This window comes from Methyloceanibacter caenitepidi (genome assembly GCF_000828475.1).
Lineage (GTDB): Bacteria > Pseudomonadota > Alphaproteobacteria > Rhizobiales > Methyloligellaceae > Methyloceanibacter > Methyloceanibacter caenitepidi.
Map to the genome: position 1 here is coordinate 1,698,950 of NZ_AP014648.1, position 23,614 is coordinate 1,722,563.

Below are 23,614 nucleotides of genomic sequence, written 5' to 3' on the forward strand. Positions count from 1 at the left end.
TGGGGATAAGAGGTAAGGCTAATACAGGATCATGCAGGCAAGCGAAAGCCGATATGACGCCTTCCTCGAGAAGCTGAGCCGGGAGCGCCTGCGGCGGGATCTGACCGGCATCGCCGCGCGGGAGGCCCGGACCCTGGAGGTCGGCGGCCGGACCTACGTCAATCTGGCCAGCAACGACTATCTGGGCTTGCGGTTTCACGAGGCTCTGATCGAGCGCGCCTGCGCCTGGGCGAAGGAATTCGGAACAGGCTCGGGCGCCTCGCGGCTTGTCACGGGCAATCTTGAGATTTTCGAGGGTATCGAGCGCAAGGTGGCCGCGCTCAAGAACAAGCCGGCGGCGCTCATCATGGCCTCGGGCTTTCAGGCTAATGCGGGTGTGCTTCAGGCGCTGTTCGATAGGCGCGTTCTGGGTGCCGAGCCGCTGGTGTTTGCCGACCGGCTCAATCACGCCAGCATGCATTTCGGCTGTCAGGCCGCCGGCGTGCGCCAAATCCGCTATCGCCACGGGTCTGCCGTCCATCTCGCCGAACTCCTGGAGCAGCATGCCGCCGACGATCGCCCGAAATTTATCCTCACCGAGAGCGTGTTCTCGATGGACGGCGATGTAGCGTGGATGGAGGAAATCAGAGAACTCGCGCGCGAACACGATGCCATGCTGATCGTCGACGACGCCCACGCCACCGGCATTCTGGGGGAGGGCGGTTGCGGCCAATCCGACGGGGCCGACGTGGTGATCGGTACGTTCTCCAAGGCGCTGGGGAGTTTCGGTGCCTATGTCGCCTGTTCGGACACGATGCGGGACTATCTGATCAACCGCTGTGGCGGGTTCATCTATTCGACGGCGCTTCCGCCGCCTGTGTTGGGGGCCATCGATGCCGCGCTCGATCTTGTGCCGTCCATGGATGTCGAGCGCGCGCGCGTGGCTTCTTACTCGGTATCGTTCCGGGACGAATGCCGCGAGTTCGGCTACGACACAGGCCAGTCGCTGACCCAGATCGTGCCGGTCATTGTCGGCACGGCCGAGGCTGCGCTTGGCCTAAGCGACCGTCTGCGCGAAGCGGGCTTGTGGGCCACGGCGATCCGGCCTCCCACCGTGCCGAACGGAACCGCGCGTGTCCGTTTGACGTTCACCGCAGCACATACCGGTGAGGACTTCTCGCGGCTTGTCGAGGTGTTCAAGGCGGCCGCGGGTCCGCGCACCGAGTGCGTGTTCGACTGATATGCATTTCGTTCTCGTTCACGGTTGGGGGTTCAATGCATCGATCTGGACGCCCCTGATCGCGCAACTTGGCGACGCCGAAACGACTGCGGTCGACCTTGGGTTTGTTGGCAGCGGTGGGAACGCCGGCGTTCCGGACTGGCCGGAGGACGCTATCGCGGTCGGACATTCGCTCGGCGTGTTGTGGTTGCTCAAGAACGGCGGTGGACGGTTCGCGGGGCTGGTGTCCATCCAGGGCTTCGATCGCTATTGTCCGCACGTGCCGAAGTCCCGGGTCGTTGCCTTGAAGCGGGGCATCGATCGCGATCCGGCCGGCACCATGGAGGCTTTCTGGGGATCCTGCGGTGCGCCTGGGTTCGCGCCACCCTCGGCTTTGAAGCCCGACCGCTTGCGCGAAGGGCTCGATTGGCTAATACAGTGGGACGCAGAGGACATTCGGAAAAGCCTTAGATGTCCAGTTCTTAGCCTTGCAACCAGAGACGACGTCATCGTCCCGCCGGCGATGACCGAGGCCATCTGGGGCAGGGAGAATGTGGTGTGGCAGCCCGTGGGTGGGCATGTCTTGCCGATCAAGTTTCCGGAGTGGTGCGCCGCCCATGTCGTTGAATTCGCCAATTCTGTCTCGACGTAGCGCCGCCGTCGCGGCACGGTTCGGCGCGAAGGCGGACGTGTACGAAGCGCATGCAGGGCTGCAGGCCGATGTTGCCGCGAAGCTTGCAAAGCATCTTCCGGATCTCGAAGCGCCGACAGTCTTGGAGCTCGGCTGCGGGACGGGGCTGCTGAGCCGTCATCTCGTCGCGCGCTACCCAGACGGCGCGTTTCATTTGACCGACGCGGCCCCCGGTATGATCGGAGCCTGCCGTGACAATATCGAGGGAACAGGCGCGAATGTTTCCTACGAGGTCATGGATACGGCCGGGCCCATCGCTTACGACAATCTCGATCTGATCGCGACCAGCATGATGCTCCACTGGCTGAACGATCCGGTGGCTGTGCTCCATGGCTTGCAGCGCCGGCTCGCGCCGGGCGGCGTGCTCTTGTTCGCGACGCTGGGTCCCGACTGCTTCGCGGAGTGGCGCACCGTGCTCGCCACCGAAGGTCTGCCCAGCGGCACGCCTCATCTGCCGGAGCTGCCCGGCGTGGTCGAAGAAGCGCACCTAACGCCCGATAAGGATTCACTTTCCTTCCTCCGGCGTATGCAGGCTGTGGGCGGTCTTCATCCCCGCGACGGTTACGACCCGCTCTCCGCGGGCGCGCTGCGCCGGGCCATCCGCGCGACCAATATTCGCTTTGGCGGCCGTGTGACCTGGCACATCGTCTATGGGCGCCTAGAGCGACCCTGACGCCAGCCGGTCCATCCCTTCGATCATGGTGGCGTAGGCGCGGGCCAGTTCGTCATCGGTGATGCAGTAGGGCGGCATCAGATAGACCGTCGAGCCGATGGGACGGATGTTGAGGCCGTTCGCCAGATACCACGCACGAAGCTTCAAGCTCGCGTCCGACTGATACTGGGTGTCGTTGCCGAAGTCGAAGGCGAGCGCCGATCCGAGTGTCCGTGGCCGCATCACGTCGGGCCGTGCCGCCAGCACGTCGAGCACGGTCCGGTGGCGGGCATTGATCTGCGTGATCCGCGCCATGGTTTGCTCCTCCTCGAAGAGGCCGAGCGAGGCCAGTGCCACCGCACAGGCCAGCGGGTTGCCCGTGAACGAATGCCCGTGCGGCAGGGCCCGGTCGAAATCGTGTCCGAGAAAGATATCGAACAGCCGGTCGCGCACGACCGTGGCCGCGAGCGCCATGTATCCACCCGTCAGGCCCTTGGAGAGGCAGACGATGTCGGGCGTGACGTCCGCATGCTCCATGGCGAACAGTTTCCCGGTTCGGCCGAAGCCGGTCGCGACCTCGTCGAAGATGACCAGCACATTGGCGGCGCGCGCCATGGCCACCATGCGCTTGAGGAAGCTCGGGCGGCACATGCGCAAGCCTGCCGCGCCCTGCATCATCGGTTCGATGATCAACGCCGCGATGTCTTGCTTGTGGTCCGCCAGAAGCGCTTCGAGCGCGGACAGGGCGCCGGCCTCGCGCTCCTCGACCGCATCGTCGCCCTCGAAGGTAGCGGGGTAGGGCACGACGCGGACGTCGCACATCAGATCCTTGAAGGCCCCGAACATCTGCGAGCTGCGACCGACGGACATCGCGCCGAGCGTGTCGCCGTGGTAGCCGCCGTCGAAGGCGACCAGCGTCCGGCGGGTCTGGCCGCGATTGACCCAGGACTTGTAGGCGACCTTGATGGCGGTCTCGACGGCGGTGGAGCCGTCGTCGGTGAAGAACACCCGGTTGAGATCGTCGGGCAGCAGGTCGGAAAGCGCCTTGGCGAGATTGACTGCCGGCGCATGGGTGAAACCGGCGAACATGATGTGTTCCAACGTATCCGCCTGACGGGCGAGCGCGGCGTTGATCTTGGGATGGGCGTGCCCGTGCGTGCAGGTCCACCAGGACGAGATCATGTCCAGGATTTCACGCCCGTCCGCGTCGAACAGCGATGCGCCCTTGGCACGCGCGATGACGGGCGGTTCGACCTCGACGCCGTGCTGCGTGTAGGGATGCCAGACATGGCGCTTGTCGAGCGCGATAATTTCTTCTGCGGACTGGGAGCCCTGTAGATTTGAGTGTTCGTTCACGGCCTTACCGTTGCGAGTTTGAGTAGATCGAGCTCCGGCTCGATGGCTTTCAGCGTGTCGCGGTTCACCGTCTCGAGTTGAGGAATCTCGGCGATCACCTCGACCTTGCCGAAGCGTTCGATGGCCGCACGGTTATGTGGCGTTTCGGACCCGCTGATGACGACGCCCGCGAGCGGCAGCCCCCGGCGCCGGATTGCCTCCAGCGACAGCAGCGTATGGTTGATCGTCCCGAGGGTCGAGCGGGCGACAAGGATGATGGGCAGGTCGAGCGCATCCGCCAGATCGATCATATAGGTCCCGTCCACGATCGGCACCATCAAGCCGCCAGCGCCCTCGACGACCACGAGCCCATCGTGAGGAGGCAGTTTGATCTTCTCCATGTCCAGCGCGATGTTGGCCCGGCGTGCCGATTCATGGGGCGCCATTGGCTCGGGCAGGAGATAGGCCTCGGGAAGGACACGGCTGACGGGAAGTTCGGCCAGTTGCTGAACGGTCGCCGAGTCCGTGGTCGGTACGGTGCCAGCCTGGATCGGCTTCCAATAGGCCCCGTCGAGCTGGGTCAGCAACCAGGCCGAGACCAGCGTCTTGCCGACCTCGGTGTCTGTGCCTGTAACGAAAAAGCCGGACAATGCGGCACTCCTAGCGTTGTTCGGGCGCGGGTGGGGGACTTTTATCCAGCAGGGCACAGGAGGCAAGGGGAGGCGCGCCGTGTGTTTGGCGGTCAAAATCGCGGCCTAGATGCTTTTCGGTCTGGACGGCAAGCGCCGAGTTGAGCGAAAAACCGCATCCATGACCCGATTTCTGACGCTCTTTCTCGTGGCGCTTCTGGGCTCCGCTACCATCGCGACCGCCGGGGGCAAGACCCTGCGGATGGCCTACGACGCCGATCCGACCTCGCTCGATCCCCATGAGCAGCTCGCCAGCGCGACGCTTCAGCTGTCGCATTTGGTCTTCGATCCGCTGGTGCGCCGGCGGCAAGACAACTCGTTCGAGCCGCGCCTGGCGGAGAGCTGGGAGCAAATCGACGACGTCACCTTGCGCTTCCATTTGCGGGAAGGCGTCAAGTTTCACTCGGGGCGGGAGTTGACCGCGGACGACGTGGTGTGGACTTTCGAGCGCCTCAAGAAGAGTCCAGATTTCAAAGCCTTGTATGAGCCTTTTGAATCGGCAACGGCAGTCGACGAGTATACCGTCGACATCGTCACCAAGGCGCCGTACCCGCTCACGCTGAACCTAGCCACCTACATCTTTCCCATGGACCGCGTGTTCTACTCAGGCACGGACGAGAATGGCCGGCCGAAAGACGCGGTGGTGAAACATGGGGCGTCCTTCGCCTCTGCCAATATCAGCGGGACGGGTCCGTTCCGCGTGACGAAGCGCGAGCAGGGCATCCGGCTCGAGCTGGAGCGCGTCGACGATTATTGGGACAAGGACTCGCCCGGCAACGTGGACAAGATCGTGCTGACGCCGATCAAGGAGCCCGCGACCCGAGTCGCCGCGCTGCTCGCGGGCGATGTCGACTTCATCGCGCCCGTTCCGCCCACAGACTTTAGGCGCTTGGAGGCCGCGTCCTGCTGCACGCTCGTGACCATGCCGTCGACGCGGATACTCACGTTCGAATTGAACCAGGATCGCGTCGAGGCTTTCAAGGACCCGCGCGTCCGCAAGGCCATGAGCTACGCCATCAACCGGGAAGGGATCGCGAAGAAGATCATGCGCGGCTTCGCGACGCCCGCAGGGCAACTCAGCCCCGAAGGCTACGCGGGACACGATCCCGCTCTGAAGCCCCCGTACGACCTTGAGAAGGCCAAGGCGCTGATGAAGGAGGCCGGTTACGAGGACGGCTTCTCGGTGACCATGATCGCCCCCAACAATCGCTACGTGGGGGATGCCCGGATTGCCGAGGCGGTGGCCGCGATGCTCGCCAAGATCAACATCAAGGTCGACCTGCAGACCATGCCCAAAGCGCAATACTGGCAGCGCTTCGACCAGCGCGACGGCGACATCCTGATGATTGGCTGGCAGTCGGATACGCAAGACTCGGCGAATTTCTACGAGTTCCTGGCCATGACGCCGGATGCCACGACGGGGTACGGCCAATACAACGCGGGCGCCTATTCAAACCCTGAAGTGGACCGGCTGACGATGCAGACGCAGACCATGACGGATCCGGAAGCCCGCGCCGAAGTCCTGAAAGAGATTGAGCGCATCCTTGCCGACGACGCGGCGCTGCTCCCCCTTCAATGGCAACACCTGGCGTGGGCTGCGCGCAAGAATGTGAATATCGCGCCCGTCGTGAATGCCATAGACATGCCCTATCTTGCCGACCTCGTGATCGACTAGGTCGCGCGTTCTGGGAGGGAACGGTCATGTTCAAGAAAATTCTGCTGGTGCTGTTGGTGCTGATTGGCGCCTTCGCAATTTACGTCGCGCTCCAGCCCGACGAATACCGGATCGAACGCTCGGTCACTATCGCCGCGCCCACAAGCGCGGTCTTCGGTCACGTCAACAACCTCCAGAAATGGGAGGCTTGGTCTCCCTGGGCGAAGCTAGATCCCGACGCCAAAGTCGCCTTCGAGGGTCCGGAGGCCGGAGAGGGCGCGACCATGACTTGGGACGGCGACGACAATGTCGGCGCCGGCAAGATGACAATCGTCGAAAGCGAGCCCGACAAGGCCGTCGATCTCGCGGTGACCTTCACCCGGCCGTTCGAGGGCGGCACCAACTCCGATTTCAGCTTCACGCCCAAAACCGACCAAACGGAGGGTGACCAGACCGAGGTCACCTGGGCGATGCATGGGACGCACAACTTCATGGAAAAGGCGTTCTGCGTCGTCTTCGACGGCCTCGGCATGATGGGTAAAGACATCGATAAGGGCCTTTCCCAGCTAAAAACCGTTTCGGAACAGTCCTGAGCCTGGCTCAGATTGCGGCCGCAGCATTGCAGGTCAATTGGTCTGATATCCGCGCCTAGGCTATAGTCGCATCATGTGGTTCGCCGATGCGCGCAGCCACGCGCGGGCGGCTACAAGCGGCGACAGCTCAGGGGGGCGCGGCAGCGACATTGGCATTGCCCGCTAAAGGTAATGGTTTGGGATTTCCTGAAGGACGACACCCAGCCGCGATTGCCCAAGCGCGCGCGTGTCGTCCTGGCCATGGCTTCGGTCGGAATCCTGACCGGGCTAATCTCGAGCCTACCCTCGCCATTGCCGTCGATCCGTCTCGAGGAAGACGGGCTGATCCTCAACACGGCGAGCAGCCCGCTGCATGCGGGTCTCGCCTTCGCGATCGGCATTGCCGCCTGCATGTGGGCCTGGGTTTCGCGCGAGATGAGCAAGTGCCTTCTGACGGCCGTGCTGGTTTTCCTCGGCTGGCTCGCGGCCGTGAACACCGCCAACGATCTCTATCAATTCCTGATCGGCTCGGGTGCGTTCGGCACCGAGACGGGCGCCAAGGCGACCCGCGAAGCTTCTGGACTCATTATCGGGGGCGTGGTTGCCGGTGCTGTCGGCGCGGGCCTGTCGGCCTTCGGCGCCGGAATTCCGGCGGCAGCGATCCGGCAGCCCCGGAATTGGGGCCTGATCGTACTCGCCGGCGCGGTGGCGGGCATCATGCTCTACCCGGCCGCCATGCTGCGCATGCCCCACGTGATGTTCATGCCATGGCAGGCCTTGGTGGCAGCATCCATCGGCTTTGGTTTGACGCGGCCTTGAGCATGTTCGGCTCGATGCGGCGCCCCGATCTGGGGGCGCGCCGGCATGGGTAGCCTGCTTTCCGCTCTTGCCTTTCTGGCGCGGCGCTTCTTTCAGGCGCTTCTCGTCATGCTGGCGATCCTGGTCATCGCCTTTGCGGTGCGCGAGAGCCTCGGCGATCCGGTCCGCGAGTTCACGGGGCAGGTGGTCTCGGAGTCGGAGCGCGCGGAGTTGCGTAAGGAGCTGGGGCTCGACCGCCCGTGGCCCGTCCAGTTCGCCGACTATCTCGGACGCGCCGCACAAGGCGATCTCGGCACGTCCTTCATCTACAAGAAGCCGACCGTCGCGGTGGTCCTGGCCAAGTTTCCGGCCAGTTTCGAACTGGTGCTGGGCGCGAGCCTGATCGTGCTGCTCTTCTGCGTTCCCGCAGGCGTCTACTGTGCCGTCCGGCCCGATCGGCTCGGCGCAAGGCTGGTTCTGGGATTGAGTGTGCTGGGGATCTCCATCCCCGTATTCGTCACCGGCATCGTGCTCATCACGGTGTTCTCCGTATGGCTCGGGTGGCTGCCCGCGTTCGGACGTGGGCAGACTGTCGCCATCGGACCCTGGACCACCGGTCTCCTCACGCGCGACGGTCTGGAACACCTCCTGCTGCCGGCGCTCACGCTCTCCTCGATCATGCTGCCATTGTTCGTCCGGCTGGTGCGCAGCGCCATGCTCGGCGAGTTGGGGCATGACTATGTGCGGACGGCCTGGGCCAAAGGAGCCTCACCCTTGCGCGTCTGGATCGTCCACGCGCTCCGCAACGCGCTTCTCCCCCTCGTGGCCGTGGGCGGTCTGCAAGTGGGCACGCTGGTCGCCTACACGCTCCTGACGGAGACCGTGTTCCAGTGGCCCGGCATGGGTTTTCTGTTTCTCGAAGCCGTGACGCGCTCCGACATTCCCCTGATCACGACCTATCTCGTGCTCGTCGGGCTGCTGTTCGTGGTGGTCAATACGTTGGTCGACCTGCTGAGTTTGGCGCTCGACCCGCGCGTCAGTCTGGAGGGGGCACGATGAGCGCGTCTCCCGCGGCGGGCGGGACGAACGGACTGATTGCCTTCACGCGGGGGCGCCCGGGCGTCGGACTTGCCTTCATCGTGCTGCTCGTCATCGCGGTCGCGGCTCTGTCGGCGCCGGTGATCGCTCCCCAGGACCCGTTCGACCTTGCCGGGTTCGACATTCTGGACGCCGAATTGCCCCCGGCGTGGCTGGAAGGCGGCGAGGCACGCTTTCCGCTGGGGACCGACGCGCAAGGGCGCGATCTCCTCAGCGCTATCCTTTACGGCGCCCGCATCTCGCTCCTGATCGGCATTTTGGCGGTTTTGATCCAGGCCGCGATCGGCGTGACCTTGGGCCTGCTCGCGGGCTATTTCGGAGGCCGGATCGACGCCATCGTCACGCGCCTGGCCGATATCCAGTTGGCCCTTTCGACCTTGATGATGGCGATCGTCGCCATGGCGCTGGTTCGCGCCGGGCTCGGCGGGGAAGCGCTCAGCCTGTTCGCGGTGCCGCTGCTGGTCGTCGTGATCGGCCTTGCGGAATGGCCCATTTTCGCCCGGACGACGCGGGCGGCGGTGCTGGTTGAGGCCACCAAGGATTATGTGCGTGCGGCCCGCGCGGTCGGCGACACGGATTGGATCATTCTGCGCCGCCACATCCTCCCCAACAGCCTCTCGCCCCTGATCATCGTGGCCACGACGCAGGTCGCCGGAGCCATCATGGCCGAGGCGGCCTTGTCCTTTCTCGGCCTCGGCATGCCGGTCACGAAGCCGTCGCTCGGCACGCTGATCCGCTCCGGCTACGATCTCATGTTCGCCGGCAGCTGGTGGGTGACGGTTATACCCGGCCTGGTTCTCATCGCCGTGCTGATATCAATCAATGTCCTCGGGGACGGCCTACGCGATTGGCTGGATCCGCGCCGTCATTCGGGGTGACCCTGCTCTGAAATGGCGGGCAAAACGGCCAAAGCGCTTGATAATTTGGGCAATGGCGACCCATAAGATATACAGAGGCGCGAGCCTGGTCGCCCGGGGAGTGGCGCCATGGCGTAGCCCGGACACGCGTCCGGGCGGCCTGCGAACGGCAGAACCCCCCAAGAGCTAAGCCCTGAGAGCAGCGCCTCGCAGGCACCGCGGAGGAGACGTCATGGAGACCCCGAGCCCGGCCAATCCGGATCTCATCTTTTCTTTGCGCCGTGTGACCGAGAGTGCGGCCTGCGCGGCCTTCAACTGGATCGGCCGAGGCGACGCGGACGACGGCGGCAATGCCGCGTTGGAAGCCATGCGCGCCGCGCTCGCGCAGATCGACGTCGACGCCGTCGTTGTCATCGGCGAGGCCACGGCCGGCGAGGCCCCGCAGCCGCATCGAGGCGAGCGCCTGGGACGCCCCGGGGCGGCCTTCAAGGCCGACATCGCCGTCGATCCGGTCGAGGGCACCAGCTATCTCGTCCGCGGCCTTACCAACGCGTTGGCGGTTCTGGCGGTCGCGCCGCGCGGCGCCATGATGGACCCGGGGCCCGCTTTCTATATGGAGAAGTTCGTGGCCTCGGCGCCCGCGCGCGGCAAGATCGACCCGTCCTGGCCGACGGGAAAGAAGCTCGAGGAGCTGGCGAAGGTTCTCGGCAAGGATATTTACGATCTGAACGTCTTCGTTCTGGAGAAGCCGCGCCACCGCGAGCTCGTCAACGAGATCCTGGCGGCAGGCGCCCGCGTGGCGATGTATCCGGCAGGCGACGTGGCCGGCGCTTTGATGGCGGCCGTACCCGGTTCGTCGATCGATGCGCTGATGGGAACGGGCGGTACTCCGGAAGGCATCATGTCCGCCTGCGCAGTCCGCGCCATCGGGGGCGAGTTTCTGGCCCGATTCGATCCTCAGCTCCAGACGGAGACCCAGGCCGTGCACGACGCCGGCATCGACACCACGCGCTGGTACCAGCGCGACGAACTCATAACCTCGGACGACGTGTTCTTCTGCGCGACGGGCATCACCACGGGCCTTATGCTCGAAGGCGTGGAGCGCGGAAAATCGCACTACAAAGTGCAGACAATGATGATAACCGGGGCGACGGGCGAACGGCAGATCATGACGAGCTATCTGCCGACCGACCGCCTTGCGAGTGTGGCGGCTCGCGACGTCGCCTAATAAGCCATAACGGTTGGAGACGCCTGGGAAGGAATATGCCCAAGCGAGTAGATCATCCGATCATCCTCGGAATCGTGGGTGATTCTGCGTCTGGAAAGACGACCTTGTCGGCCGGAGTCGCGCAGATTCTGGGCGAGGAGCATTGCTCGGTCTTTTGCACGGACGATTACCACTGCTACTCGCGGAAGGAGCGGAATGATGCCGGTCTTTCCGCCCTCGACCCGCGCGCGAATTACATCGACATCCTGGAGCAGCACCTGCGGCTCTTGCGCAAAGGCGAGCCGGTCCTGAAACCTGTCTATTGCCACCACGACGGAACACTGGGGCGTCCGCGCTATTTCAGACCGACCGAGTTTGTGATCGTCGAAGGTCTGCTCGGCTACAGCACACGCGCCATGCGGGACTGCTATGACGTCAAGATCTACCTCGATCCGGTCGACGACCTGAGGATCAAATGGAAGATCCACCGCGACACGACCAAGCGGAACTACAAGCTGGAGGACGTTGTCGCCTCGCTCGAACGGCGCAAGCGCGACAGTTCGAAGTTCATCCATCCGCAGAGGACCTTCGCCGATATCGTCATCCGGTTCCTGCCGCCCCAGGAGATGGACGACACCGACACCCATCTCAGCGTGCGGCATCTTTTGCGGCCCACATTGCCGCACCCGGACTTCTCGCCGCTGTTCGACGGCAACAGCAATGCGGGCCTGCATCTCGAGCTGGCGCGCGATAGGGATGGAAAACCCGTCGACGTACTTGAGATCAACGGCAATATCTCCGACAAGAGAGCCGAGCGGATCGAGGATCTGCTCTGGAATCTCATCCCGGAGGCGGGTCACTTGCGCGACCAGGTCGGTCGTATCGACATCGCCAACGGAGCCAATGGCGCGAATAAGAGCCACCCGCTGGCGCTGACCCAGCTTCTCGTGGGCTATCACGCGGTCAAGGCGGCGATGGGTGTTCGCGCCTACTAGGCGTCGGACGCGTCACAACAACACGGGGCTAGGGGCCATCGATGCAGGATCAGGCAGTGGCGGATGTGACACATAAGGATATGGCGAACGCGATCCGCGCGCTTGCCATGGACGCGGTGCAGAAGGCGAATTCCGGCCACCCCGGCATGCCCATGGGCATGGCCGATGTCGCCACGGTCCTGTTCACGCAATTTCTCAAATTCGACGCCACCCATCCCGATTGGCCGGACCGGGATCGCTTCGTGCTGTCGGCTGGCCACGGGTCCATGCTGCTGTATGCGCTGCTTTACCTGACCGGCTACCCGGACATGGATATTGGCGAGATCGAGCGCTTCCGCCAGCTCGGCGCGCGCACCGCAGGTCACCCCGAATACGGTCATGCCCCCGGCATCGAGACGACGACGGGCCCGCTGGGGCAGGGGATCGGCAACGCGGTGGGCATGGCCCTCGCCGAGCGTCTGCAGAACGCCCATTACGGCGACGGCATCGTCAGCCACTTCACCTACTGCCTGGCCGGCGACGGCTGCCTCATGGAAGGCATCAGCCAGGAGGCGATCTCCTTGGCCGGACATTTGAAGCTCGGGCGGTTGATCGTCCTGTTCGACGACAATCAGATTTCGATCGATGGATCGACGGATCTTGCCGTCAGCGACGATCAGCTGCAGCGTTTCGGCGCTTCCGGCTGGCATACGGCGGCCGTGGACGGTCACGATCCGGAAGCGGTAGCGCTCGCTATTCAGAACGCACGCAACGTCACCGACCAGCCTTCCATCATCGCTTGCCGCACCGTGATCGGATACGGCGCGCCCAACAAGCAAGGCACTTCCTCGACCCACGGCTCGCCGCTGGGCGATGAGGAGATCGCCGGCGCACGCGAAGCGTTGGGTTGGCCGCATCCCCCGTTTGTGGTGCCTGACGAGATCCTTGCCGTATGGCGCGAGGCGGGCCGGCGCAACCGGGCCGCGTTCGAGCGCTGGACGGCAGCGGCCGGAAAACTGGATGCGGACGAGCGCACCCATCTTGTCGACCCCGTGGATACGAAGGTGGCGGCGGCCATTTCGGAGGCTGTTGCCGGCATCAAGGCCGATTTTGCGGCCGAGGGCGCCAAACTCGCCACGCGGCAGTCTTCGCAGAAAGTGCTGGAGCGCCTCGTTCCCGTCGTGCCGGGCATCGTCGGCGGTTCTGCCGACCTCACCGGCTCCGTCGGCACACTGACGAAACAGCATGGTATCGTGGAGACGGGCGACTTTTCCGGGAACTACATTCACTACGGCGTGCGCGAACACGCGATGGGGGCCGCAATGAACGGAATGGCCCTTCACGGCGGGATTGTGCCTTATGCGGGCACCTTCCTGGTGTTCTCGGACTACTGCCGCCCAGCCATCCGGTTGTCGGCGTTGATGGAGCAGCGTGTGGTCTATGTGATGACTCACGATTCCATCGGTCTCGGCGAGGACGGTCCGACCCACCAGCCGGTCGAGCAATTGGCCGCGCTGCGGGCCATTCCCAATCTCAACGTCATGCGCCCGGCGGACTCGGTCGAATGCGCCGAGTGCTGGGACATCGCGCTCAAGTCCAAGTCGACGCCCGCGATCATGACGTTGACCCGCCAGGGGCTGCCGCTGTTGCGGTCGGCGCCGACCAACGAGAACCTCTGCGCCAAAGGGGCGTACGTCCTCATCGAGCCTGACGGCGGACGCGACGTGACTTTGCTCGCGACCGGATCGGAAGTCTCGCTGGCTGTCGAGGCGGCGAAGTTGCTCGCCGGCGAGGGCGTCAAGGCTGCGGTCGTCTCGATGCCCTGTTGGGAGCTATTCGAGGCGCAGGAGCCGTCCTACAGGGACGCCGTTTTGGGGTCGGCGCCGCGCGTGGGCGTGGAGGCGGCTGTCGAGTTCGGCTGGCAGGAATGGCTGGGCCCGAAGGGGGCCTTCGTCGGGATGCGCGGATTTGGTGCTTCCGCCCCGGCTGGAGAGCTCTATAAGCATTTCGGCATCACGCCCGAGGCTGTGGCAGCCGCGGCGCGCGATCTCATTGTTTAAGTCATAGATACGTAAAGGGTAGGGAGGTTATGGCCACACCACGCGTTGCCATTAATGGATTTGGCCGGATCGGCCGTTTGACGTTCCGGGCCTTCATGGAGGCCGGCCGCGACGATCTCGACTTCGTGGCGATCAACGATCTCGGCTCGGCCGATATGAACGCCTTGCTTCTTGAGTACGATACCGTACACGGCAAATTCCCCGGCGAGATCTCCGTGGACGGCAGCAGCCTCCGCGTCAATGGCAAGGACGTTGCGGTTCTAGCCGAGCCCGATCCCGAGAAACTGCCGTGGGACGAGCTTGGCGTCGACATCGTCATGGAATGTACTGGCCGCTTCACCAAGCGCGAAGCCGCTGCGCAGCACCTGAAGGCGGGCGCGAAGCGCGTGCTCGTGTCCGCGCCGTGCTCGGGCGCCGACCTCACCGTGGTCTATGGCGTCAACGACCAGAAGCTCACCGAGGCCGACGTCGTCGTTTCCAACGCGTCCTGCACAACCAACTGCCTCGCTCCCGTGGCCGAAGTTCTGCACAAGCTGGTAGGCATTGAGCGCGGCTACATGACCACGATCCACGCCTATACGGGCGATCAGCGTACGGTGGATACACTCCACAAGGATCCGCGTCGCGCCCGCGCGAGCGCCGCGAACCTGATCCCGACCTCGACAGGCGCGGCCAAGGCAGTCGGTCTGGTCCTGCCTGAGCTGGAGGGTAAGCTCGATGGCGCATCCATCCGCGTGCCCGTGCCGAATGTCAGCCTGGTCGACCTCACCTTCCAGGCCGGCCGCAAGACGAGCGCCGACGAGATCAACGAGGCCGTCGCCGAAGCTGCGTCCAAGGCGCCGCTGCTCGGTGTGCTCGGCGTCAACGACAAGCCGCTCGTGTCGTCGGACTTCAATCACAGCCCGCTCAGCTCCGTGTTTGACGAGACCGGCACGCAAGTGATCGACGGCACGTTCTGCCGCGTCGTCGCCTGGTACGACAACGAATGGGGCTTCTCCAACCGCATGAGCGACACCGCGGTTGCGATGGGACGCTTGCTATGACCTCAGGGAACGGCATGGCGGACATCGACCTCGCCAGCATCAAGACCATCGATGGGCTTGATGTGGCGGGGAAGCGTGTCCTCGTCCGTGCCGATCTCAACGTGCCGGTCGAGGATGGCGCTGTCGCTGACGCGACGCGGATCGAACGTGTCCTGCCGACGATCGAAGCCCTGCGGAAGGCCGGCGCGAAAGTCGTTCTGATGTCGCATTTCGGCCGTCCCAAGGGTGAGCGCTCGCCTGAGACGTCGCTGAAACCCGTCGCCACGAAGCTCACCGAGCTTTTGGGGGCGGACGTTTTGTTCCTCGATGATTGCATTGGTCCAGAGGTCGAGGCGGGCATCGCATCGCTCAAGGACGGCGACGTCGCGCTGCTCGAGAACCTGCGTTACCACACCGGCGAAACGAAAAACGACGTCGGCTTCGCCAAGCAGCTCGCGGCCTTGGGCGACATCTATGTGGACGATGCGTTCTCCTGCGCCCACCGCGCTCATGCCTCTGTCGAGGCCATCGCGCGTCTGATGCCCGCCTACGCCGGGATGGCGATGATGGCGGAGATCAATGCCTTGAGCGCCGCGCTTGAAAACCCGAAGCTTCCTGTGATGGCCGTGGTCGGCGGCGCCAAAGTCTCCACGAAGATCGAGGTGCTGACCAATTTGGCGCAGCGCATGAACATAATCGTGGTCGGCGGCGGCATGGCCAACACCTTCCTGTTTGCCGATGGGATCGACATAGGCAAGTCTCTGTGCGAGCCGGACTTCGTCGACACCGTCAAGGAGATCACTGAGAAAGCCAAGGCGTCCAGTTGCGAGATCGTGCTTCCCGTGGATGTGGTGGTCGCGAACAGCTTGGCCGAAGGCGTCGAAACATCCGAGTGCGGCGTTGATGAGATTCCGGAAGAAGCGTTGGCCCTGGACTGGGGGCCAAAGAGCGTTGCCCTCCTGATCGAGAAGCTCGAAGGCGCCCACACAATTCTTTGGAACGGCCCGCTCGGCGCGTTTGAAATCGCACCCTTTGGTGCGGCGACCTTTGCGCTCGCGCAAGAAGCGGGCGCCCGCACGAAAGCGGGAAAGCTCATTTCCGTCGCTGGAGGTGGCGACACGGTGCGCGCGCTCAACATGGCAGGCGCGGCGGATAACTTCACCTATATCTCCACGGCGGGTGGGGCCTTCCTCGAGTGGCTCGCCGGCGAGCAATTGCCGGGCGTTGTGGTTCTGGCGGGCGGCGCAACGCCGCCTCAGTCGGCGGTGGCTTGACCATGGCGCGCGAGATCGTCATCGCGCCGTCGATCCTGTCGGCTGATTTCGCCAAACTCGGCGGGGAAGTCGAGGCGATCGACCGCGATGGATGCGACTGGGTCCATCTCGACGTCATGGACGGTCACTTCGTGCCGAACATCACCTTCGGGCCTGACGTGGTCGCGGCGCTTCGACCGCACTCGGACAAAGTATTCGACACGCATCTGATGATCGCGCCGTGCGACCCCTATCTCGAGGCGTTCGCGAAGGCCGGCTCCGACATCATCACGGTGCACGCGGAAGCCGGGCCACATCTCGACCGGTCGTTGCAGCACATTCGGAGCCTCGGCAAGAAGGCGGGGGTCAGCCTTACGCCGTCGACGCCCGAGAGCGCCATAGAGTATGTGCTCGACAAGCTCGACCTTGTTCTGGTGATGACCGTCAATCCGGGCTTCGGCGGCCAGACCTTCATCCCGGCGCAGCTCGACAAGATCCGCGCCATCCGCAAGATGATCGGCGAGCGGCCGATCCACCTGGAAGTCGACGGCGGCGTGAATGTCGACACGGCCGGGCTCGTCGCCGAGGCGGGCGCCGACGCACTCGTGGCGGGCTCCGCCGTCTTCAAGAACGGCGACTATGCGAAGAACATCGCAGCCATCCGCGAGGCGGCCATGGCGGGCGTCGCCGCCTGATGTCACACCTCCAGCCGTGCCAGGCCGTCATCTTCGATCTCGACGGCACGCTTGCGGACACGGTAGGCGACCTCGCGCTGGCCATTGAGAGAACCTTGGACGACTTCGGTCTGCCAGGACACCCCGAGGACGTCGTCCAGGGCATGGTGGGGAACGGTCTCAGGAAGCTGGTCGATCGTGCCTTTGCCGCGCATGGTGTGACTCTCGACGAAGAGGAGCACAAGAAGGCCTTCGCGCGTCTGCTGGTGCACTATAGCGCCGTTCCCTTCGAAAATTCGAAACTCTATCCCGGCGTTCGTGAGACGCTCGAGACACTGAACGCGGCGGATATCGAGTGCGCCGTCCTGACCAACAAGATGGAGCCGATTGCCCACGATGTCCTGAACGGCCTCGGGATCGCTGGGCTGTTCAAGGTGGTGCACGGCGAGAAGGACGGGCGTCCGCGCAAACCCGACCCCGCCAGCGCGCTCGAGCTCATCCAGGCGCTCGGCACGCAGCCGGACACGACACTCCTAGTCGGCGACAGCCAGACCGATCTGAAAACGGCGCGCGCGGCCGGGCTGCGATCGGTTCTCGTCTCGTATGGCTACTCCACGGTCCCGGTGGCGACGCTCGAGCCGGACGCCGTCATCAACCATTTTCACGACTTGGTGGGCGGTCTTGCTCTCGCCCCGGAAGCGGACTAGCACAAGCCCATGGATGTCACCTATTACGGCGCGCTACTCGCGGGCTTTCTGAGCTTTCTCAGCCCATGCGTCCTGCCGCTGGTTCCCCCCTATCTCTGCTTTCTCGGCGGCACCACCTTCGACCAGCTCACGGGCGAAGACGAAACGCCGGCGCATGTGTACCAGACGGTAGTCTTGTCCTCTGTGGCCTTCGTCCTGGGCTTCACGACGGTCTTCGTGATTCTCGGCGCCACGGCGACTGTCCTGGGGCAGATCGTTGTGACCAACCTGCCGATCCTGTCGAAGATCGCGGGCGTCGTAATCATCATCGCCGGCCTGCATTTCCTCGGGGTCATCCACATCCCCATTCTCCATCGCGAGGCGCGCTACCATGCCGACACGCGTCCGGCCGGCCTGTTCGGCGCCTATATCATCGGCCTTGCCTTCGCCTTCGGCTGGACGCCCTGCATCGGGCCCGTGCTCGGCGCGATTCTGGCGGTAGCTGCCGGCGGAGAGACCGTGAGCAAAGGCGTGAGCCTATTGTTCGTCTACTCGCTGGGGCTCGGCATTCCCTTCATCTTGGCCGCCGTCGCCATAAAGCCGTTCATGAAGGCCCTCCAGCGCTTCAAGAAGCATTTGGGGAAGGTCGAGAAGATCATGGGCGGCCTTCTCGTTTTGACCGGCATTCTTTTCCTGACGAACTCCATGACTCTCATCGCGGGCTGGATCCTGCAAACCTTCCCGTCTTTGGCGACGATTGGTTGATCGTTCGGCGCCCACGTCGCCGGCATCCAGCGTGATGATCTGTGCCAGAGCGGCGCGCTACTCACTGACTTTCGGGGACCACGAACACAATGACAGCAGACAGAACCCTGATCGCACTCACCGTGGCCGGTTCGGATTCCTCGGGTGGCGCGGGCATCCAAGCCGACCTGAAGACGTTCTCAGCTCTCGGTGTCTATGGCGCGAGCGCGATTACGGCGCTGACCGCGCAGAACACGCTCGGCGTCGACGATGTCATGGCCGTGCCGCCCGAGTTCGTGCTGGCGCAGATGCAGGCCGTCGCACGCGATCTCGATGTCGGGGCGATCAAGATCGGGATGCTCGCCACGGCCGAGACCGTGGAGGCGGTGGCGACAGGCCTCGACCTGTTCGAGGACGTTCCTGTCGTGCTCGATCCCGTCATGGTGTCGACGAGTGGCGATCTATTGCTCGACGAGGACGCAGTCGGGGTCCTGCGGGACCGGCTCTTGCCGCGCGTGACCATTGCCACACCCAATCTCGCGGAGTGCGCAGCCTTGCTCGGAGAGCCGCCGGAGAGCCGGGAGCAGATGATGGAAGGCCGCGCGGAGCGGCTGCGAGCCCTTGGACCGGATGCCGTCCTTCTGACCGGCGGTGAATCCATGGCCGAAACCGCGCTCGACATTTTTGCCGACGCGAGCGGCGTTCAACGGATCGAAGCCCCGCGTCACGAGACCCGAAACACACACGGGTCGGGCTGCACCCTATCGTCGGCGATTGCCGCCGAACTCGCCAAGGGCGAGACGGTTGAAAAGGCCGTCAAGCTTGCCAAGATGTACGTCACGGCCGCGATCATCGCCGCGGACCAACTCCACGTGGGCGAGGGCGCAGGGCCGTTGCACCACTTCCACGCCGTTTGGCCCAAGCCGGAGTAGAGCGTCGTCTAGCTTTCGGCGACCACGACCGAGTGTTGTTCGCCGAGGCCCGAGATGCGGAGCACCATGTCGTCGCCGGGCTTGAGGAACACGCGCGGATTCCGCGCCATGCCCACGCCTGGCGGCGTGCCCGTCACGACGACGTCGCCGGGAACCAGCGTCATGTACTTGCTGATATAGCTGACGAGTTCGGCCACGGAAAAGATCATGGTCGAGGTATTGCCCGTCTGCATGCGCTCGCCATTGAGATCCATGGTGAGATCGAGATTCTGCGGATCCGGAATCTCATCCGACGTGACGAGCCACGGACCGAGCGGGCCGAATGTCTCGTAGCTCTTTGCCTTGATCCACTCGCCAGGGCCGCCCTTTTGCAGGCTACGCTCGGAGACGTCGTTACCGATGCAATAGCCGGCCACATAGTCGAGCGCGCTCTCGACGGGCACGCGTTTCGCGGTACTGCCAATGACGAAGCCGAGCTCGACCTCATAGTCCATGCGCTTGAAGTCCGGCGGCGCCAAGACATCGTCGTTGGGGCCGCAAATGGACGAGGTTGCCTTGACGAAAACAATAGGTACTTCCGGGATCGGCAGGCCGGTCTCTTCGGCGTGGTCGCGATAATTCAGCCCGATGCCGAAGAACTTGCGGACATTGCCGACCGGAGCGCCGAGGCGGGGATTGCCCTCGGCCAGCGGCAGGGACTGCGGGTCGATCTCGCGCAGGCGCTTCAAACCTGCCGGCGTAAGGACCTCGTCTGCAATATCGGCCACGATGCCGGACAGGTCGCGAATGCCGCCATTGGCATCCAGAATGCCGGGCTTCTCCTGGCCGAATTCACCAAAACGTACGAGCTTCATCGTCTCCCCCCGCGAGAATGTTTGGCGCATGATGCACATGGCGATCAGGCGTGCAACGCCAGGAAGACGAATTTCTGCGCGTCCGCGGCAGCCATCGATATGGACGATTGAATGCCGCTGTAACGAACGCAAAGGCGCCGCTAACAGGATGCCGTGGCGCAATTGCAACATGACTGTCGAAAGATTTCCCCCATTTAGGGCACGGGCGAGCCTCCAGCGCGACCAATATTCGGACAGAGACGCCGTGGCTGCGCGTTCGCGATGAATCCATAACGCATTGAATATACTCAAAAAATACAGCCGTTTCGCACGCGAAAACGCCGCCTTTTGCATTTCCGCAACACTGCGACAGTGAAGTGCATTCGAGGGCCTTCGCTTTGTTGAAGCGCGGCGCCGGCATGGGCTAGCTTTTCATCACACCACGGGGGACGGGCTGGGGGGCCTTCTTCTCCGGGAGAAGAACGAAGCGGGTGACACCGCGAGGAATTCGAGCGACGGCTCAGGAACAAAATGGGGGGGCGAGTCGAGACCTCATAAAGGCCACAGGCCTTTAGCTTTCGGCTCGTTCGCAGGGAAGACCGGCCCGGCTTTGCCCGGGCCGGTTCTTTTTTGCCCAATCGCGATCGCCGCTGCCGCAACCCTCGATTCTACACGCCGAGCTTCGCCAGGGTTCGCTCGACAGCCGCGACATAGCTGCCGCCGAACAGCCGCACATGCACGAGCGTCGGATACAAATTGTAGGTGTCCCGCCGCACCTCGTGAAAGCCGGGCTCTAGCGGCAAAATCTCCTCATAGGCGTCGAAGAATGCGCGGCCGAACGTTCCGAACATGGTGGTGAAGGCCAGCTCGATCTCTGGATGTCCGCAATAGATGGCCGGATCAACGAAGCCGGCGATGCGATCGCCCCTGACCAGCACATTGCCTGTCCAAAGGTCGCCATGGAGAAGGCTCGGATGGGAGGGCTCGGCGAGATACTCGCCGAGACGGCCCGCAAGCCGCTCGAGCCGGCCGTAGAGCGGGTGGGGCAGGGCCCCTTCGTCGCGCGCGGCCTGCGCCATATGGAGCAGGCGATGATCGCGGAAGAAGGGCAACCACGTGTCACTCGGAGGATTCGGCTGATGCAGGGGGCCGATCAGGGTGTCGTAGTCATACCCAAACTGATCGCGCGGTATTGCATGCAGCGCCGCGATCAGCGTTGCGGCGTGGCGCTCCACGGCGGGCGTTATGGAACCGCCGTCATTGTCGATGAAGTCCATGACCAGGAGATCGGCCTCGGCCGCGTAGACATGCGGCACGGGCAGGTCGGACAGGCGCGCCAGATCGGCAAGCATGGCGCCTTCGAGTGCAAGACTGGGCCCCGGCACCGATTCGCTTGCGCGCGCTTTGACGGCAACCCGGCGTCCGTCGCTCAGTGTGGCCATTATTCCGGTCAAACCGAATCCGGCCGAAAGGCGCGCGCGGGACACCACGCTGGCACCGAGAATCGTGTCCAGGCGATGGTTTAGCAGGGCCTCGGGATCGTCCATTTTAAGTGCGGTTTTTGGTCGTACACAGATCGTGTGCGATGTCACAACGCTGATACAAAACCAGCTTATTCGCCGATTTACTATGTTGGACACCCGCAGGGAAGAAGAGGAGCCGTCCGACGCTGGCGTCCAGCGTTATCGTGCTCTTTTTATTTCAGACATTCACCTTGGCACCAAGGCTTGCCAAGCAGAAGCCTTTCTGGACTTCCTGAAGACGCACAAGGCGCCGAAGATTTATCTTGTCGGCGACATCGTAGACTTCTGGCGCATCCGGCGCGGGGTTTATTGGCCGCAGCCCCACAACGACGTCCTGCAGAAGCTTCTCCGCGAGGTCCGCAAAGGCACCGACCTCGTCTACATTCCCGGCAACCACGATGAAGCCATGCGCGAGTATTGCGGATCCCAGTTTGGCGGGATCGCCATCGAGCGCCAGACCGTCCATACCGGCGCGGACGGCCGACGATACCTCATCATGCATGGCGACGAGTTCGATGTGGTCGTGCGCTACGCCAAGTGGCTGGCCTTCCTGGGTGATTGGAGCTATGCGACCGCGCTGTGGTTCAACACCCACCTGAACGCGGTGCGCCGCTGGTTCGGCATGCCTTACTGGTCGCTTTCGGCCTATCTGAAGTACAAGGTCAAGCGCGCCGTAAACTTTATTGGAGAGTTCGAGCACGCTTTGGTACAGGAAGCGCGCCGGAGCGGCGCCCAAGGCGTAATTTGCGGACATATTCACCATGCCGCTATGCGTCAGGTCGAAGACGTGGTTTATATCAACACGGGCGATTGGGTCGAGAGCTGCACGGCAGTCGTCGAGACCGAAGAAGGAGTCTTCCAGATCATCCGTTGGAACCCCCATACTGGTGTGCGTGAGCCCGAGACTTCCTCCAAGGAGCTTGAGGCGGCCGCCTAATGCACGTTCTCGTCGTCACCGACGCCTGGTACCCCCAGGTCAACGGAGTTGTGCGCACCTACGAGCGGCTTGCGCAGGAAATTCCCAATTTTGGCGCGGAAATCAGCTTCCTGGTGCCTTCGCAGTACCGCACGCTTCCTTGCCCCACCTATCCTGAGATCCGGCTCGCGCTGGCGACCCCGGGAATGGTCGACCGCTATATCGAAAGCGTCGGGGCGGACTTCGTTCATATCGCCACGGAAGGACCGCTCGGTCTTTTGGCGCGCCGACATTGCCGCAAGAACAAGCGGCCCTTCACCACCAGCTATCACACGCGCTTCCCCGAATATGTCTCGGCGCGCCTGCCTGTGCCCGAATCCTGGTGCTATGCCTTCCAGCGCCGTTTCCACAATAGCGGCGCCGGCATGTTCGTGGCCGCGCCTTCGGTGGAAGAGGACCTCGCGGCCAAGGGCTTCAAGCGCATGATGCGCTGGACACGTGGCGTCGATGTAGACCTGTTCAGGCCGCAAAACGTGCGGCTGTTCGGGGACGGGCCCGTCTTCATGTATGTGGGCCGCGTGTCCGTCGAGAAGAATATCGAGGCCTTTCTGAAGCTCGATTTGCCGGGCCGCAAAGTTGTTGTCGGCGGCGGGCCGCAGCTGACCGAGCTTCGCCGCGCCTACCCGGATGTGCACTTCACCGGTCCCAAGGAAGGCGAAGAGCTGGCCGCGGCCTACGCCTCCGGCGATGTGTTCGTCTTTCCCAGCCTTACCGACACGTTCGGCCTCGTTCTCTTGGAAGCCTTGGCATGCGGGGTCCCGGTCGCGGCCTATCCCGTGCACGGGCCTAAGGACGTGGTGACCGATCCGGCCGCCGGTGTGCTCCATGACGACCTTCGGACGGCGGCGCTGCAGGCTCTGGACCTCAATGGCGAGGATGCCCGGTCCCATGCCTTGAACTTCAGCTGGGAAAACTCGGCACAGCAGTTTCTGGACAACGTGCTGGCGGCCCACAATCTCGGTCTGCCCGAGCGGCGGCGTCTCTTGCCCCGCCTGCGCCCCAGCCGCTTGATCCGTAAGAAAACGGCGGCTTAGTCAGCCTCTCCGCACACGACCCCACAAAAGAAAACGGCCCGGTGGGGGGACCGGGCCGTTCGCATTTTCATGCGTCAGTTTGGGGGACGCGTTGGGGGATCTTGCGTCTCCCCTGAGATGGTTTGGTGCCATGGGGCTTTCAAGAGCGCGCC

23 protein-coding genes are annotated in these 23,614 nt (G+C 63.7%); 19 read left to right on the forward strand and 4 right to left on the reverse strand.

Annotated elements, in window-relative coordinates:
- The first annotated feature begins 31 nt into the window (after window positions 1–31).
- From GL4_RS07895 to GL4_RS07905, 3 genes are read left to right on the forward strand one after another with little or no spacing between them, the layout of a single operon-like run.
- Window positions 32–1,219, forward strand: a complete 1,188-nt coding sequence (locus GL4_RS07895) for an aminotransferase class I/II-fold pyridoxal phosphate-dependent enzyme (RefSeq protein WP_045366446.1) — start codon at window positions 32–34, stop codon at window positions 1,217–1,219.
- 1 nt (window position 1,220) lies between these two features.
- Window positions 1,221–1,850, forward strand: coding sequence for an alpha/beta fold hydrolase (locus GL4_RS07900; protein ID WP_045366449.1), 630 nt, complete (start codon window positions 1,221–1,223; stop codon window positions 1,848–1,850).
- The gene (locus GL4_RS07905) at window positions 1,816–2,562 is read left to right on the forward strand and encodes a methyltransferase domain-containing protein (protein WP_052464233.1); all 747 of its coding nucleotides are present in this window, start codon (window positions 1,816–1,818) and stop codon (window positions 2,560–2,562) included. Before GL4_RS07900 ends, GL4_RS07905 begins: the two co-directional genes overlap by 35 nt.
- Here the strand turns inward: GL4_RS07905 and bioA are convergent.
- Together bioA and bioD are read right to left on the reverse strand one after the other, a co-directional pair.
- Complete coding sequence (bioA, locus tag GL4_RS07910; protein WP_045366452.1) at window positions 2,548–3,897, reverse strand: adenosylmethionine--8-amino-7-oxononanoate transaminase; 1,350 nt, start codon at window positions 3,895–3,897, stop codon at window positions 2,548–2,550. The two genes, GL4_RS07905 and bioA, sit on opposite strands and share 15 nt — an antisense overlap.
- On the reverse strand, window positions 3,894–4,526 hold the full coding sequence (gene bioD, locus GL4_RS07915; RefSeq protein WP_045366455.1) for a dethiobiotin synthase: 633 nt from the start codon (window positions 4,524–4,526) through the stop codon (window positions 3,894–3,896). Before bioD ends, bioA begins: the two co-directional genes overlap by 4 nt.
- 160 nt (window positions 4,527–4,686) lie before the next feature.
- On the opposite strand from bioD, the gene GL4_RS07920 reads away from it, so the two are divergent.
- The 14 genes from GL4_RS07920 to thiD all read left to right on the forward strand — a co-directional run bounded on the left by GL4_RS07920 (window position 4,687) and on the right by thiD (window position 19,096).
- Window positions 4,687–6,240 (forward strand): ABC transporter substrate-binding protein, encoded by a 1,554-nt coding sequence (locus GL4_RS07920; RefSeq protein WP_045369752.1) that lies wholly within the window; start codon window positions 4,687–4,689, stop codon window positions 6,238–6,240.
- 26 nt (window positions 6,241–6,266) lie between these two features.
- Entirely contained in the window at window positions 6,267–6,812 is a 546-nt protein-coding gene (locus tag GL4_RS07925) for an SRPBCC family protein (protein ID WP_045366458.1), read from the forward strand.
- A gap of 171 nt (window positions 6,813–6,983) precedes the next feature.
- On the forward strand, window positions 6,984–7,610 hold the full coding sequence (locus GL4_RS07930) for a hypothetical protein (RefSeq protein ID WP_045366462.1): 627 nt from the start codon (window positions 6,984–6,986) through the stop codon (window positions 7,608–7,610).
- A 45-nt stretch (window positions 7,611–7,655) separates the two neighbouring features.
- The gene (locus GL4_RS07935; protein WP_045366465.1) at window positions 7,656–8,648 is read left to right on the forward strand and encodes an ABC transporter permease; all 993 of its coding nucleotides are present in this window, start codon (window positions 7,656–7,658) and stop codon (window positions 8,646–8,648) included.
- On the forward strand, window positions 8,645–9,565 hold the full coding sequence (locus GL4_RS07940; RefSeq protein WP_052464234.1) for an ABC transporter permease: 921 nt from the start codon (window positions 8,645–8,647) through the stop codon (window positions 9,563–9,565). The genes GL4_RS07935 and GL4_RS07940 overlap by 4 nt, the downstream gene beginning before the upstream one ends.
- Before the next feature lie 211 nt (window positions 9,566–9,776).
- Window positions 9,777–10,772 carry a class II fructose-bisphosphatase gene (gene glpX, locus GL4_RS07945; protein ID WP_045366468.1) on the forward strand — a complete coding sequence of 332 codons (996 nt, stop codon included), beginning with the start codon at window positions 9,777–9,779 and terminating at the stop codon, window positions 10,770–10,772.
- A 35-nt stretch (window positions 10,773–10,807) separates the two neighbouring features.
- Complete coding sequence (locus GL4_RS07950) at window positions 10,808–11,746, forward strand: phosphoribulokinase (RefSeq protein ID WP_045366471.1); 939 nt, start codon at window positions 10,808–10,810, stop codon at window positions 11,744–11,746.
- Between the two features lie 41 nt (window positions 11,747–11,787).
- Window positions 11,788–13,785: a transketolase gene (tkt, locus tag GL4_RS07955; protein ID WP_045366474.1), complete on the forward strand. Its 1,998-nt coding sequence runs from the start codon at window positions 11,788–11,790 to the stop codon at window positions 13,783–13,785.
- 29 nt (window positions 13,786–13,814) lie between these two features.
- Complete coding sequence (gene gap, locus GL4_RS07960) at window positions 13,815–14,828, forward strand: type I glyceraldehyde-3-phosphate dehydrogenase (protein WP_045366476.1); 1,014 nt, start codon at window positions 13,815–13,817, stop codon at window positions 14,826–14,828.
- Window positions 14,825–16,081, forward strand: a complete 1,257-nt coding sequence (locus GL4_RS07965) for a phosphoglycerate kinase (RefSeq protein WP_244462588.1) — start codon at window positions 14,825–14,827, stop codon at window positions 16,079–16,081. The genes gap and GL4_RS07965 overlap by 4 nt, the downstream gene beginning before the upstream one ends.
- 2 nt (window positions 16,082–16,083) lie before the next feature.
- Window positions 16,084–16,755, forward strand: coding sequence for a ribulose-phosphate 3-epimerase (gene rpe / locus GL4_RS07970; RefSeq protein WP_045366479.1), 672 nt, complete (start codon window positions 16,084–16,086; stop codon window positions 16,753–16,755).
- Window positions 16,755–17,441 (forward strand): HAD-IA family hydrolase, encoded by a 687-nt coding sequence (locus GL4_RS07975; RefSeq protein ID WP_045366481.1) that lies wholly within the window; start codon window positions 16,755–16,757, stop codon window positions 17,439–17,441. Before rpe ends, GL4_RS07975 begins: the two co-directional genes overlap by 1 nt.
- A gap of 9 nt (window positions 17,442–17,450) precedes the next feature.
- Window positions 17,451–18,185 (forward strand): cytochrome c biogenesis CcdA family protein, encoded by a 735-nt coding sequence (locus GL4_RS07980; RefSeq protein WP_045366483.1) that lies wholly within the window; start codon window positions 17,451–17,453, stop codon window positions 18,183–18,185.
- An 89-nt stretch (window positions 18,186–18,274) separates the two neighbouring features.
- Window positions 18,275–19,096, forward strand: a complete 822-nt coding sequence (gene thiD, locus GL4_RS07985) for a bifunctional hydroxymethylpyrimidine kinase/phosphomethylpyrimidine kinase (protein ID WP_045366486.1) — start codon at window positions 18,275–18,277, stop codon at window positions 19,094–19,096.
- A gap of 8 nt (window positions 19,097–19,104) precedes the next feature.
- On the opposite strand, the gene GL4_RS07990 is transcribed toward thiD, so the two are convergent.
- Entirely contained in the window at window positions 19,105–19,950 is an 846-nt protein-coding gene (locus GL4_RS07990; RefSeq protein ID WP_045369757.1) for a fumarylacetoacetate hydrolase family protein, read from the reverse strand.
- A gap of 647 nt (window positions 19,951–20,597) precedes the next feature.
- Window positions 20,598–21,476, reverse strand: coding sequence for a fructosamine kinase family protein (locus GL4_RS07995; protein ID WP_045366488.1), 879 nt, complete (start codon window positions 21,474–21,476; stop codon window positions 20,598–20,600).
- Between the two features lie 82 nt (window positions 21,477–21,558).
- Here GL4_RS07995 and GL4_RS08000 point away from each other — a divergent pair, with 82 nt between their 5' ends.
- Both GL4_RS08000 and GL4_RS08005 read left to right on the forward strand, forming a co-directional pair.
- Window positions 21,559–22,389 (forward strand): UDP-2,3-diacylglucosamine diphosphatase, encoded by an 831-nt coding sequence (locus tag GL4_RS08000; RefSeq protein ID WP_045366490.1) that lies wholly within the window; start codon window positions 21,559–21,561, stop codon window positions 22,387–22,389.
- A complete protein-coding gene (locus GL4_RS08005) occupies window positions 22,389–23,462 on the forward strand; it encodes a glycosyltransferase family 4 protein (RefSeq protein WP_045366492.1) in 1,074 nt (357 codons plus the stop codon). Before GL4_RS08000 ends, GL4_RS08005 begins: the two co-directional genes overlap by 1 nt.
- The last annotated feature ends 152 nt before the right edge of the window (window positions 23,463–23,614 follow it).

What these genes read in the sequence shown, in the direction of transcription:
- GL4_RS07895 (WP_045366446.1), top strand. Translation starts at nt 32, where the DNA reads ATGCAGGCAAGCGAAAGCCGATATGACGCCTTCCTCGAGAAGCTGAGC.
- GL4_RS07900 (WP_045366449.1), top strand. Translation starts at nt 1,221, where the DNA reads ATGCATTTCGTTCTCGTTCACGGTTGGGGGTTCAATGCATCGATCTGG.
- GL4_RS07905 (WP_052464233.1), top strand. Translation starts at nt 1,816, where the DNA reads ATGTCGTTGAATTCGCCAATTCTGTCTCGACGTAGCGCCGCCGTCGCG.
- GL4_RS07920 (WP_045369752.1), top strand. Translation starts at nt 4,687, where the DNA reads ATGACCCGATTTCTGACGCTCTTTCTCGTGGCGCTTCTGGGCTCCGCT.
- GL4_RS07925 (WP_045366458.1), top strand. Translation starts at nt 6,267, where the DNA reads ATGTTCAAGAAAATTCTGCTGGTGCTGTTGGTGCTGATTGGCGCCTTC.
- GL4_RS07930 (WP_045366462.1), top strand. Translation starts at nt 6,984, where the DNA reads ATGGTTTGGGATTTCCTGAAGGACGACACCCAGCCGCGATTGCCCAAG.
- GL4_RS07935 (WP_045366465.1), top strand. Translation starts at nt 7,656, where the DNA reads ATGGGTAGCCTGCTTTCCGCTCTTGCCTTTCTGGCGCGGCGCTTCTTT.
- GL4_RS07940 (WP_052464234.1), top strand. Translation starts at nt 8,645, where the DNA reads ATGAGCGCGTCTCCCGCGGCGGGCGGGACGAACGGACTGATTGCCTTC.
- glpX (WP_045366468.1), top strand. Translation starts at nt 9,777, where the DNA reads ATGGAGACCCCGAGCCCGGCCAATCCGGATCTCATCTTTTCTTTGCGC.
- GL4_RS07950 (WP_045366471.1), top strand. Translation starts at nt 10,808, where the DNA reads ATGCCCAAGCGAGTAGATCATCCGATCATCCTCGGAATCGTGGGTGAT.
- tkt (WP_045366474.1), top strand. Translation starts at nt 11,788, where the DNA reads ATGCAGGATCAGGCAGTGGCGGATGTGACACATAAGGATATGGCGAAC.
- gap (WP_045366476.1), top strand. Translation starts at nt 13,815, where the DNA reads ATGGCCACACCACGCGTTGCCATTAATGGATTTGGCCGGATCGGCCGT.
- GL4_RS07965 (WP_244462588.1), top strand. Translation starts at nt 14,825, where the DNA reads ATGACCTCAGGGAACGGCATGGCGGACATCGACCTCGCCAGCATCAAG.
- rpe (WP_045366479.1), top strand. Translation starts at nt 16,084, where the DNA reads ATGGCGCGCGAGATCGTCATCGCGCCGTCGATCCTGTCGGCTGATTTC.
- GL4_RS07975 (WP_045366481.1), top strand. Translation starts at nt 16,755, where the DNA reads ATGTCACACCTCCAGCCGTGCCAGGCCGTCATCTTCGATCTCGACGGC.
- GL4_RS07980 (WP_045366483.1), top strand. Translation starts at nt 17,451, where the DNA reads ATGGATGTCACCTATTACGGCGCGCTACTCGCGGGCTTTCTGAGCTTT.
- thiD (WP_045366486.1), top strand. Translation starts at nt 18,275, where the DNA reads ATGACAGCAGACAGAACCCTGATCGCACTCACCGTGGCCGGTTCGGAT.
- GL4_RS07990 (WP_045369757.1), bottom strand. Translation starts at nt 19,950, where the DNA reads ATGAAGCTCGTACGTTTTGGTGAATTCGGCCAGGAGAAGCCCGGCATT.
- GL4_RS07995 (WP_045366488.1), bottom strand. Translation starts at nt 21,476, where the DNA reads ATGGACGATCCCGAGGCCCTGCTAAACCATCGCCTGGACACGATTCTC.
- GL4_RS08000 (WP_045366490.1), top strand. Translation starts at nt 21,559, where the DNA reads ATGTTGGACACCCGCAGGGAAGAAGAGGAGCCGTCCGACGCTGGCGTC.
- GL4_RS08005 (WP_045366492.1), top strand. Translation starts at nt 22,389, where the DNA reads ATGCACGTTCTCGTCGTCACCGACGCCTGGTACCCCCAGGTCAACGGA.